Source organism: Marinobacter sp. BSs20148 (genome assembly GCF_000283275.1).
In the GTDB taxonomy this organism is placed as follows: domain Bacteria; phylum Pseudomonadota; class Gammaproteobacteria; order Pseudomonadales; family Oleiphilaceae; genus Marinobacter; species Marinobacter psychrophilus.
On the sequence record NC_018268.1, the window covers coordinates 1,176,252 to 1,188,062 of the forward strand.

Sequence of the window (11,811 nt, forward strand, 5' to 3'; positions counted from 1 at the left end):
ACCGGTAACAAAGCAGTCGGTAAAAAGACCGGTTAGAGGCTACCGTCGGATCAAAGCCCAGTCTTCACCAGGGTAATGGCGGCAGCCAGCGCACCTGTAAACAACAGGCAGCATACCGACAACGCCATATTCCAGCGCAAAGAGGCGACTTGGGCACTGTAACCGGTCAGGCGCTCCAGTAGCAGTGAATTGGCCGAGTACGGCGTACCCGCAGTGGTAAGGCCCCAGCCAGAGACCATGGCGATACCCAACCCAAGAACTGCGCTCACGGGCCAGATAGGCCCGAGCACGCCGCCAGTCAGGGTGCCGATAACAATCGGGTTAAATCCAATCATACCGCCCAGAAAAAACACCGACGGAATCACGAATGCGACCATTGGATAGGCCCAGCCCGGCAGGTTGAACCCTGCACCCAACCACTGAATAGCAAAGGTGCTGATCAGTACCCCGAGAAAGGCTGAGCCTCCAACTATCACCAGTTCATTGCTTATCGGCGCCATCGACGGCAGGGTAATTTTGCTGCCCTGTAAACGCCGATGCGCCAATCCGATCACTACCGCACCGAGGCAACTCAGCGTCACCGCCCGCGAGTAGCTGAGATCAAAGTAGCCACTGAAGGCGAATGTGGCCCCGCAAATCACCCCAATAACGGCGGCAAATCTCAGCCAGGGCGCCATACGGGCCAGCCTTGTGCTTTGCTCGGGTGCCTCGACAGGCTGGTATCCTGGTGATTCGGGTTCAAGAAACAGTGCCCCTATTAGCAGGTAACCCACGGCCAGTGGCAGACTTATCGCAATAATCTGCCAGCTGTGCAGGGCCGGTACCAAGGTCACGGTCAGCACAATGGAAATCGATAGCGGTGAGAAAATCGGCGATGCGCCAAAACCGCGCAGTGCACCGCGAGAAGCATTGCGAGTGATGGCAGAGTCGCCTTGCTGGTCTTTTTCACTCTGGATCATGGTGGCGACCACGCCGACCGAGCCAAAATTCAGCGGCATCGACAGAAAGGCGGTGCCGAAGGTCACGCTGTAGTAGCGGGCCAGCGGCGAGCCGGTAAACAGGCTCTTGGAAATTAGTCCCAGATCAGCGGATTTACCCAGCATGGAGGACAGCAGCATCACCGTTATGATGAGCGCCGTCAGACGGGTCATGCTGGTAGCGGCGCCGATCAGCGCATTCGGTTCAATTGCGATCGCAATGATCGTCATTATTGTGAGCAGGCCGAACAGCAATCGCGCTACCAATCGAAGGTCTCGCCAGCCCAGGATAATGGCGCTGAAGATCGCGATCGCACCCAAAACCCCGAGCCCTGGCAAAAATGACAGCACCCCGGCGCCCAGGGCCAGGTAGGTAAGCGCGGAACGCAGGCTCAGCAGAGATGCGGCGGTGTTCCGGCTCATGAGCTCAGGCGGGGCATGACATCTGTCCATCTCGTGACCAAGAGATCTCTTCCTATAACGGCGGTAACTCTCTACAACGGTGGTAACTCTCTACAATGGAGGTAATAACGTCGCCGCCGTCAGTGCCTGAACCTCAGCCAGGGTATTGTCGCCGTAGAGTTCCCGTACCCGTAAACCCTCGTCGGTGATATCGATAACCGCGAGATCGGTGTAAATGCGCTTGACCACGCCAGCTCCGGTCAGTGGGTACTCACACTGCTCCAGAATCTTGGGCTCGTTGGTCTTTGTGGTGTGGCGCATCAGCACGAACAACTGTTTTGCACCCACCGCCAGATCCATGGCACCGCCAACAGCCGGCGGAAACTTGTCGTCGTTGGTGGCCCAATTGGCCAGATCGCCGGTCTCCGAAACCTGAAACGCTCCCAGCACCGCAATATCCAGATGGCCGCCGCGCATCATCGCAAAGGATTCGGCGTTGTCGAAGTAGCAGCCGCCTTTAAGCAGCGTCACATACTGCTTGCCGGCATTGATCAGATCCGGATCAATTTTATCAGGCTCTGGAGCCGGCCCCACGCCGAGAATACCGTTTTCGCTTTGATAAATAACCTGCTTATCATCAGACACATAGTTGGCAACCGAGGTCGGCATGCCAATGCCAAGATTGACATAGGCGCCGTCTGGAATGTCCTGGGCCACTCGACTAGCCATCTCATCCGTACTAAGCCGCATCATGTTGCTGTACCTCTTGGAGCACTACGCGATCAACAAATATGCCCGGCGTTACCACGTGTTCCGGGTCAAGCTCACCGACCTCAACCACGGCGTTAACTTCCGCAATGGTGATTCGGGCGGCGGTCGCCATGATGGGATTGAAATTACGACCGGCAGTGTTGTAGATCAAATTGCCCCAGGCATCTCCCCGGTGCGCTTTGATCAGTGCCACATCGGCAGGCATGGCGGTTTCCAGTACATAGCCCTTGCCATTGATCACCTTGGTCTCTTTACCCTCGGCCAGCCGGGTGCCATAACCGGTGGGTGTATAAACCCCACCCAAACCAGCACCAGCGGCGCGGATGCGCTCCGCCAGGGTGCCCTGTGGCACCAGCTCCAGCTCAATTTTTCCCTCTTCGTAAAGGCGCTCAAACCAGATCGAGCCGGACGAGCGTGGGAACGAACACACCATCTTACGCACCAGACGGTCCCGCAATAACGACGCAATGCCTTCTTCAGCGGTGCCGGCATTGTTGGAAATAATGGTCAGTTCACGGGCACCGTGCAGGCGAAGCGCTTCGATCAGCTGCATCGGAATACCGGAATTACCGAAACCGCCGATCATCACAACACTGCCGTCTTCAATATCGGCAACCGCGGCTCGTAGGGATTCACAGATTTTGTTAATCACGATTGTTCACCATTGTATGGGTTGCGGTTAACCGGGTTTGAGCGACATAGGCCGCCGTACCCATTGGTGCCACGCGTAGATCAGGCCGGCCAGACTAAAGCCAATAGCATCCGTCACGATGTCGGGATAGATCAGCACGACACCGGAGATCATCACCAGTATTCGCAAGGGCCAGGCCAGAACGCCGACCCGGTAAAGATACCCCTCCATAGCGGAGGCCATCAGCCAGATCGCGGTTACGGCTGTCACCACAGAGACCAGAATGTCGCCCAGGGCGCCCTGAAGAATCAGCGACGGGTTAAGCACGAACAGGAACGGAAGGATGAACAGAATGCCCCCAAGCCGCATGGCATACAGCCCGGTCTTGCTGGCGTTAGCACCGGCAACGCCGGCAGCAGTAATCGCCGCCAGGGCGACCGGCGGCGTGATGTACGACATCATGCCCCAATACAGAATGAACAGATGGCTCGCCAGCGGATTCAGGCCGGCATTGACCAGCGCGGGCGCCAGCAGAATGGAGAGGAAGATGTAGCACGCACTGACGGTCATCCCCATGCCCAACACAAAACTGGTCACTGCACCGGCCGCCAACATCAGCGGGATGCTGCCATCGGCGTAGAGTAGCAACTCGCGGGAAAAGGCACCGGCCACCCCGGTGTAGGACAGGCCACCCACCACCAGGCCGATGCCTGCCAGAATAGCCACCAGGTTTGAAACACTGGTGGTCAGATCCAGGATAAACGCCAGCGCGCGCTTGAGATTGAGCCGGTGCCGGCGTTTGAACATTGAGATGCCTAACAGCACCACTGTGGCGTAGTAAGGTGCATAGGCCTCCAGCCGCATGAACAGCAACATGTAGATCAGCATGGCCAGGCTGAACAGGTAGGGCCAACCGTCTTTCAGGGTCTCTTTCATGCTCGGTATGTCCGCTTCCGGCATGCCCTTGAGACCTCGCTTGGCGGCGTAGATATCAACCTGGAAAATCAGTGCGAGATAGAAAAGCAGCGCCGGCAGGAAAGCGGCAATGATGATCTCCGAGTATGGCACCCCCAGAAACGACGCCATGATAAAAGCCACTGCTCCCATAATCGGCGGCATCAGCGTGCCACCGGTAGAGGCGCAAGCCTCGATCGCGGCCGCGTAATGGGCGGGGTAGCCGGTCTTCTTCATGGTGGGAATGGTAATTGGGCCAGTGGTCAGGATGTTGGAGATCACGCTCCCTGACAGGCTGCCAAGAATACCACTGGATAACACGGACACTTTGGCCGGGCCACCGCGACTGCGGCCCATGAGTGCCGTGGAAAAGCGCATGAAAAACTCGCCCCCGCCGGTAACCGTCAACGCAGCACCAAACACCACAAAACCGATGACGAGTTGCGCCACCACCTGCATTGGAATACCGATAATGCTCTCGACACCCATAACGTGCGCACGGATGGTTTCGGCCAGGCCATATTCATTGCCCCACAGAAAACCGGGCATGGAGCCGGCGTAAAGTGGGTAGGTGCCGAATAGTAACGCCACCGCAAGCAGCGGCCAGCCACCGCAACGACGAACACCTTCCAGCACCAGTACCAGCAATACCGCAGAAGCAGCAGTCGCCTCGATTGGCGCCATATAATCCCAGCCCAGCTGGATCATGATCAAGCCGTGGTAGCCCAGATAACCACAGGCGCCCAGAGCCGCCAGCGCCAGTGGCCAGTCGTACCAGGGGACCCGATGACGAGCTCCCGACCAAGCCGGAAAACAAAGGAAGGCAGCCGCAAGAAAAACACCGATCAGATAATAGAGGTAGGCGTTGCCCAGCGGTTGAAAACCGAGAATTTTCAGGTTAAACGTTTGGTTAATCGCCATCAGCAAACCCAGCGTACCCAGACCCATAGCGCACCAGTAGGCGAAGCCTTGGAGACGGCTAGAAGGAGATTCAGGCGCATTGGAAGGTTCGGCGGTGACGTCCGATGAGGCTTTCATATAGAGAATACTCTGGGAAAAGGGGCCAAACCGGAAGGCTGCGGAGCGCTCCCGGTTGGCGCTTGCTCAGTTAAAAATCACAAGGAACTCAAAGTTTCCAGACGATGCTTTTCCCAGATAGTCGCGAACTCTTCGTCGCTTTTGCCTTCCGCTTCGGCCAAGGCCTTCGGCCAGGCATCCCGCAGTGCGTTCAAGCGCTCGGCACGCCGATCGTTCCAGGCCTGGTGCTCCTCGGTCCAGATACCTTTTTCTTTCAGGTAACGGATGGCGCCGGCGTGGAAAGGCACATCGATAGCCGGGGTGCCGGCTTCAGACAGGCGCCAGCGGGGCATAACCGCAGTGGCGTCCTTATACATGTCGTAGGTTTCATCCAGTGCCTTGATGAAGGTATAAACAAGCTCAGGGTCAGTGTCCGCACGAACGGTCAGCACCGGGTAACGGTAAGCCAGAATATCCACCGGGTTCTCTTCGCTGAGGCCTGCACCAACCGTCTCGGTGTAGGGCTGGAAGAACGGTGCCACTGCTTTCAGACGCGCCCAGCCTTCCGTGTCTTCAGCCGGCACTTCCAGCCAGCGAATGCCACGGGGCGATTCGGCCAGTTCGTAGACATGACTTGGCGTGGTGGTGGTGCAGGAAGCATCAGCTTCATTGCGGGCCAGTGCGCTCATGGTGTTGCCGTAAGTGGGAAACATGATGGCTTCCACGTCGTCCCGGGTCAGACCGGCAAAGGCCAGGAATGCATCGCACTTAACGTTGATCGACGGGTTGCCTGCAACGTAGGCAAAGCGCTTACCTTTCAAGTCTTTCAAGGTTTTAATATTGGCATCGGCGGCGGTGAAAATACCGAACGACGACGGTCGACCAGCAACAGCACGAAGATCCTGAGGGCCCCAACGGCGGGTGGAGAAGTCGTGGATACCTTCAGCCGCGAAAAACGTTTCGGTGGCCAGGAAGCTGAAGTCGGCACGTTCGCTGATCAATGGCTGCAGGCGACCAATGGCAGAACCTGATGGTTGAATGCGTATACGGGTGCCGTATTTCTTACCAAACGCATCGGCGATGGCGGAGGCTTCGGCATAACCTGCCGATCCAACGTCATATGACGACCAGGTCATGGTGTCAGGCAGCGCGGTTTCGGCGCTGACCGCGGTCGCGCCGAGGGTCATCATGGTGGTGAGAACAGTCGCGGCGGTTGCTGTTAGCAACGGGCGGCGCAGAGCAAAGGAATGAATCATTGAGGGTTCCCTACATTATTGTTTTATGGCCGTGAACTCTTTCTGCCAGCCCGACATTGGATGCAATGCCACAGCAAAAAACCGCGGGACAGACAGTACAAACCTGAAAGTAGACCGTAGTGCTGACCCTAGTCAATAATTTTCTTAAACTGATGAATTATTTTATTGTATATTGAGAAAATAATTTATTATAAATAAGTAAATTTGCGCATAATTATTCAAATAATTCTATTTTTTTATTAAAAAACAATAAGTTATATTTTATTTTAAGAAAGTTTTTTGTGAAACCAAGAACTACAAAGCAAATCTATAGTTTGCAGAGCGAAATACAGGGCTTACTCAAGCGAATGGTGGAAATGGCTTCCAACACAGCTTCCAGTAAATGCCCGGTGATCCACCGTTTGCGAGATCCACTGGCGAATCTCATCTCGAATGACGTCGATAACGAGTTGCCGGCGCCCGGCGTGCATCCGAGACACCACGGACGCAACACTGATAGCGACACGATGCTCGCTATCCGGCACTTTGAAAGCCACCCCAAGCGCTGCGACTTCCGGCACGATACGCCCGTTGTTAAATGCAAAGCCCAATCGGCGGCACTCGCTCAGGCCGTACCCCACCTCGGCCGGGGTAATGCCAGAGTAGCGTTCATAGCGCTCCTGGTTCTTTATCACCATCTGGTTACCTTCCTTCAGAGGCAAAGCGGCCAGCAGTGCCATTGCGCCTGCACCTATGCCCAGAGGCCTTCGTGCCCCCGCCACTAGGGTATTGGCGCTGATGGGATACGTGCCTTCGGCGAGGTCAATGCACACGGAATCGCGATTGGCGAGTATGGATAGGTAGGTGGATTCTTCGGTACGCCGCGCAATGCTGGCCAGCATCGGTCGCAGGTGGTGACGTAACTTTAAATCCGGTGCCACCGCTTGTGCTGACTCGGCAATTTGCAGCAGCTCAAAGCCGACATGATAGGTCTTGGCGTAAGGATCAAAGTTGAGTAACCCTTCATGAGCCAGCGCCGTCAGCAGACGATGCGCTGTGGCCGTGTTCATTCCCACTTCCCTGGCAATGCGGGACAAGGTGCCTCCGGTCGGGAAGATTTTCGCAACCGTGCGCAAAAGCAGGGAGGCTTTCGCCAGCGTTGTGCTGGACCTGAACGGCCGAACTTCAGTCTGATTGTTTTTGGTGGTCATGGTTAATTTGGCTAGTAGAGTTATTTGTTTTACTGGGCGGATATTCGCCCGTAACTCATATTTACCATATGTTGATAAGATTATCTCAGTTAATAAGACAGCATCGGAATGACTGGGAAATCTGACATAAACAGGTCAAAAAAAACCAAAGTAGGGGCAAGAAAAGAAGACAAAATGGTTAAAAACGACGGCATCAAAGCTTGCGTGCTTTTCGCAAACAGCGCCTGGACGCCTCCAGAGAGCCGTCTTTTTAGGGGGTCCGAGTTGCCCGGGAGGTGAAGCATTCCTTGGTCGATGCGGGCTATCATGAAGATGAGGGTCTTCAGGCCCTGAAAGAGAAGGGCCGCGTCCAGCAACACAAATCAATGCTCAGAACGCTCCTGCCGCGTTGTCTTTTAGGCCAGCGCTGCGGTGAGCACCCAAAACCCAGGAAGGATTTATGTCGCAACACAGTATTCTGCACACCTTGGCGCCCCAGCTACGGCAGCAGTTTGCAGAGCAGACCCAGGTGATGACATTTCCGTCCGGCCAGGTTCTGTTCAATCCCGGCGAGCGCTGCCAAGGCTTGCCACTGGTGCTCAGCGGGGTTGTTAAAGTGCAGATGACCGGTTTTGGCTACCGCGCAGAAGCCAATGTGGAAGACGAAGCCGAAGTAATCATGGTACCGCGGCCGTTATTCGACCGGTTGATGGACCAGTCTGACGGTTTTCGCCAAGGTATTATGGAATCTTATGGCTGCCGCTTGGATGACTTGATGCTATTAGTGGAGGAGGTGGCTTTTCGCCGTATGGATGAGCGCCTGAACGAATGGCTGCAGGCGCGGGCCGAGCGCAGCCCGCTGTTGATTACCCATCAGGATCTGGCTATTGAGCTGGGCACCGCGCGGGAGGTGGTTAGCCGTTTGTTGAAAGAGCTGGAGCGTAAAAATCAGGTGCGTCTGGCGCGGGGCCGCATCGACATACTGTGATGGACAAATGAGGGAAGGCCTACGTATGAACGCTGGGCGCAAACACAAACCCCGTCCGCGGGTGATTATTCTGCTATTGATTGTGTTGCTGGCGTTGCTGGCAGGTGCTTTTTGGGTGAAGCACAGCTGGGAAGCCATGCTGGCGCAGAACAACATTGAGCAGGTTCAGTGGCAGGGTACCCGGCTGGGTTTGTACGGCGTGTCGGTCGCCGAGCTGACGGTTATTCAGTCAGGCCCTGAACGCCGCCTTACAATAGACGCTCGCGATATCACTCTGGGCTGGCGCTGGGGAGACGGCAGTCGGTGGCAGTGGAAAAACGGGTTGCCGCAGTTGAGTACTTTCAACGCGCAGCAAATGGAACTCGAGATTGTTGCGACCGAGCCTGCGCCAGCAGTTGATGCCCTTTCTGCCACACCCGCTTTCTCCGTATTCGAACACATGCCGCCGCAACTACCTCTCCAACTACCCTCGTGGCTGCCCTCACGCGTCCGTGTCCAGCAATTTCAGGCCATTCTTCCTTGTGCCAGCGGCAGCTGCTTGCTGCAAGGGGCCTTGGATATTCAGCAAAGCGCGCAAGAAACAGGCAATGGTTTCCCTATAAATGCGAGTTTGTCGCTGGAGCACCGAGGGCATCGGGTCGATTTTGTTGCAGAATTTGCTGCTATCAAAGAACTCTCCTCGATTAAAGGGCCTGTTTCAGTCAAAGAAAATGCTTTGATTGGAGGAAGTGCCTTGATGGGCAAGGATAGTGCTGCACCCGGTGAGCAGGGACTGCAGATGTCAGCAACCGTTGATATTGACCGTACGCGGAATCTGACTCTGGAAACACGCTACCGCCCGCTTTTGTCGGGCACAGAAATACACTGGCAAGGGTCGCTCGCAGTGCCGGAGCTGCCCAACGCAGAGTGGCTGATTGCCTGGGTGCAGAACTGGACCCCGTTGCCCCGAGAGGCGAGTTTTGCCCAGCCAGAGCAGGGCTCGGTAAACGTCCGTTGGGATTTGCAGGGGCCACGCCAGAGCTTTTTCGCGAAGGCGACAGGCACGGTCAATGCCGAAGCCCGGGTGCCACAGCCCTGGCCGGTGCCGGGCTTGGGCAGTGTAAAGGGTAATTTGGCTCTGGCGTTGGCGCTTAGCCAGGGCAACTGGCAACCACAAACCCTAAGCGCAGAGCTGGTACTAACGCAGCCAGCGCAGTGGGCCGCGACATTGCCCGCGCAGTTGCGCCCGCAACAGCTAGAACTGTCTGTGCGCCCGGCCTCTGCTTTATCTGGAACGGCATCTGCGCTGCCTGGCGTAAATGAAACGGGTGTAAACAAAAATGCAACGAATGCGCCCCTTCCGCTGCAGGTCGCTCTACGCAGCCGCGGCGCGGCTGATATTAACGTTGATGCCCACTTGGCGATTTCTACTTCGGCGCCCTGGCAGGTGCAGCTGGCCCAAACCCGGCTTACAGCAAACCGGGCTCGGTTGGATATTGGCCAGTGGCGTATTGATAAGCCCAAACTGGATTTGCTGATGAGCGGTGAACTGACATCGACAGGGGCAAATCTGACCTTCGCACCATCATCTCGTGTTTCCGCCACTCAGGTTAAATCGCTGGGCGGCGATAATGCCGAGGCGCTTGAGCTACAAAATCCGCAATTGGCACTGGCTGGCAACAACCTGACGGCAGGCTTCAACACCGCCCCGGCGACGTTGAAGAGCCTGTCATTTGGCGGGCCTTTGGACATAAGCGTTGAGCAAATAAAACATCCTCAGTTGCTGACGCAAGGCTGGAAATTTAACGGCAAGACGAAAACTGATATCAATGACCTTCAATGGTCGGGAATAGCTAAAGCTAACAGCGGTACCTCCGCCAATATCGACCTTAAAGTTCCTTATGGCAGCGCGGCCTCGCAAGCCATTGACGTGAGCGCGCAAACGCGTGTGAGCGGTAAACGGGAAATTGACGGCTTGGGGCGGGTGCTTGTGGCCTGGCCGGAACTGCTGGACGCCAGCGGCGGCACTATAAGTGGCAACGTGAACGCACAGCGGCTGCCCGGCCAACCGTTGGTTGTCGATGGCAAACTGGTGTTTCTGGACGTTGGCGGTACCTGGGATCGCACCGCATGGCGCAACATGAATGGCACCGTTGAAGTCACGTTGAAGTCTGACCAGTTTCAGGTGTCGACATCGCAGTTGACCTTGGACGAAATCAATCCCGGCGTTTCACTCGGGCCCATCGTGCTGGCCGGGGATTACCTTGCGCCAGCACAGCAGCCAATGGCGGGGCAGCTTACCTTAACCCAGGCCAATGCCGGCGCCTTGGGTGGGCAGTTGAACATCGCGTCGGGCCGTTGGGATTTGGCCTCAGCTCCGGTCACCGTGCCGCTGGAATTGGATCGTTTAGATCTGGCGCAGTTGCTACGGGTGTACCCGGCAGAGGGCCTGGCTGGCAGCGGAATGCTCAGCGGCTCCATTCCGCTGCTGATAGACCCGGCCACGGGTGTACGGGTGAAACGTGGCCGCCTGGGTGCGTTGGAACCGGGTGGCGAGCTGCAATTGAGTGCCGAACGGCTGCGCGCCCTAGGGCGAAAAAACGAAACCATGGAGTTAGTATCGAAAGCTTTGGAAAACTTTCGTTATTCCGCTCTCAGCAGCGATATTGATTACGACGAAAACGGCACCTTGATGCTGGGCCTGCATTTGCGAGGCAACAGCCCGGAGGTGGGTGATGGCCGTGCTGTGGTGTTGAATATTACGATCGAAGAAAATATCCCCGCCTTGCTGACCAGCTTGCAGCTAAGCGGCCGGGTGACAGATGCGGTGGCCGAGCGGGTAGAAAAGCTGCTTGAAAAGCGCGAGCGCGAAGGCGCGGAAGACCTGATAAAGTAAGTGGCAATACAGGAGCATATTATTATGACGTACGCTGGTTTGAATGCTTTTCGCCCGTCAACGGCGATGCTTGCGGGCTTGTTGCTGGCCACCGTGATATCTGGTTGCACACCCACGGTGCGGGTGCAGGCACCCCAAGAGCCGATTACAGTCAACCTGAACGTAAAAATTCAGCACGAAATTTACGTGAAGGTCGATAAGGATGTGGACGAGCTGTTCAGTGAAAAAGGCCTGTTCTAGGTTCGCAATCCTGTTACAAACACCGGACGATAGCGGGTGTAGGTACCAAACAATCGAGAGTGTGCGTACCCGAGAATAAAGTGTGTACGCATCTGATAATCAAGGAGTTGAACATGACTATTTACCAGCGCATCGCTGCCTTGCTGTTAACGATGAGCCTGAGTATTCCAGCGTTTGCCATGAGCCTCGATGAAGCCAAAAATGCTCTGGATTCTGCAAAAAGCCAGGGTTTGTTGGGTGAAACGCCGTCGGGTTATCTAGCTCCGGTGACGTCTGATGCCCGCGCCCGCGATATTGCAGAGGCCATCAATGATGCCCGTCGCGAAGCGTACACAGGCATTGCCCAGAAGAACGGCATTGCAGTGTCTAAAGTGGAAGCTGTGGCTGGCCAGAAAGCGGTTGAGAAAACTCCGGCCGGGCAATACATTGAAATGGACGGCCGCTGGGTAAAAAAATAAACCGGTTAAAGTTTGAGCGCTTGGTGCCGATACCCGTTGCAACAGATCTTGCTGTTTGTGAATTGCAGCCTGA

The 11,811-nt window shown here is 55.9% G+C and carries 11 protein-coding genes; 4 read left to right on the forward strand and 7 right to left on the reverse strand.

The features are described from left to right. Nucleotides 1-50 precede the first annotated feature (50 nt). From MRBBS_RS05250 to MRBBS_RS05280, 7 genes are all read right to left on the reverse strand, one after another. Nucleotides 51-1,400: a hypothetical protein gene (locus MRBBS_RS05250; RefSeq protein WP_014870401.1), complete on the reverse strand. Its 1,350-nt coding sequence runs from the start codon at nucleotides 1,398-1,400 to the stop codon at nucleotides 51-53. A 90-nt stretch (nucleotides 1,401-1,490) separates the two neighbouring features. Then, complete coding sequence (locus MRBBS_RS05255; RefSeq protein WP_041635086.1) at nucleotides 1,491-2,132, reverse strand: 3-oxoacid CoA-transferase subunit B; 642 nt, start codon at nucleotides 2,130-2,132, stop codon at nucleotides 1,491-1,493. Next, nucleotides 2,119-2,802, reverse strand: a complete 684-nt coding sequence (locus MRBBS_RS05260) for a 3-oxoacid CoA-transferase subunit A (protein ID WP_014870403.1) — start codon at nucleotides 2,800-2,802, stop codon at nucleotides 2,119-2,121. The genes MRBBS_RS05255 and MRBBS_RS05260 overlap by 14 nt, the downstream gene beginning before the upstream one ends. Nucleotides 2,803-2,829: 27 nt before the next feature. Next, nucleotides 2,830-4,773, reverse strand: coding sequence for a TRAP transporter permease (locus MRBBS_RS05265; protein WP_041635087.1), 1,944 nt, complete (start codon nucleotides 4,771-4,773; stop codon nucleotides 2,830-2,832). A 77-nt stretch (nucleotides 4,774-4,850) separates the two neighbouring features. Next, nucleotides 4,851-6,008, reverse strand: coding sequence for a TAXI family TRAP transporter solute-binding subunit (locus MRBBS_RS05270; protein WP_014870405.1), 1,158 nt, complete (start codon nucleotides 6,006-6,008; stop codon nucleotides 4,851-4,853). Nucleotides 6,009-6,343: 335 nt separating this feature from the next. Then, entirely contained in the window at nucleotides 6,344-7,198 is an 855-nt protein-coding gene (locus tag MRBBS_RS05275) for an IclR family transcriptional regulator (protein ID WP_014870406.1), read from the reverse strand. An 89-nt stretch (nucleotides 7,199-7,287) separates the two neighbouring features. Next, nucleotides 7,288-7,557 (reverse strand): hypothetical protein, encoded by a 270-nt coding sequence (locus tag MRBBS_RS05280; RefSeq protein ID WP_041635088.1) that lies wholly within the window; start codon nucleotides 7,555-7,557, stop codon nucleotides 7,288-7,290. Between the two features lie 80 nt (nucleotides 7,558-7,637). Between MRBBS_RS05280 and MRBBS_RS05285 the strand changes: the two genes are divergently transcribed. The 4 genes from MRBBS_RS05285 to MRBBS_RS05300 all read left to right on the forward strand — a co-directional run bounded on the left by MRBBS_RS05285 (nucleotide 7,638) and on the right by MRBBS_RS05300 (nucleotide 11,738). After that, nucleotides 7,638-8,165, forward strand: a complete 528-nt coding sequence (locus MRBBS_RS05285) for a Crp/Fnr family transcriptional regulator (RefSeq protein ID WP_014870408.1) — start codon at nucleotides 7,638-7,640, stop codon at nucleotides 8,163-8,165. A 25-nt stretch (nucleotides 8,166-8,190) separates the two neighbouring features. Next, a complete protein-coding gene (locus tag MRBBS_RS05290) occupies nucleotides 8,191-11,040 on the forward strand; it encodes a YdbH domain-containing protein (protein WP_014870409.1) in 2,850 nt (949 codons plus the stop codon). Between the two features lie 24 nt (nucleotides 11,041-11,064). Next, a complete protein-coding gene (locus tag MRBBS_RS05295) occupies nucleotides 11,065-11,280 on the forward strand; it encodes a YnbE family lipoprotein (RefSeq protein WP_014870410.1) in 216 nt (71 codons plus the stop codon). Nucleotides 11,281-11,393: 113 nt separating this feature from the next. Then, the gene (locus MRBBS_RS05300) at nucleotides 11,394-11,738 is read left to right on the forward strand and encodes a YdbL family protein (protein ID WP_014870411.1); all 345 of its coding nucleotides are present in this window, start codon (nucleotides 11,394-11,396) and stop codon (nucleotides 11,736-11,738) included. Nucleotides 11,739-11,811: the final 73 nt, after the last annotated feature.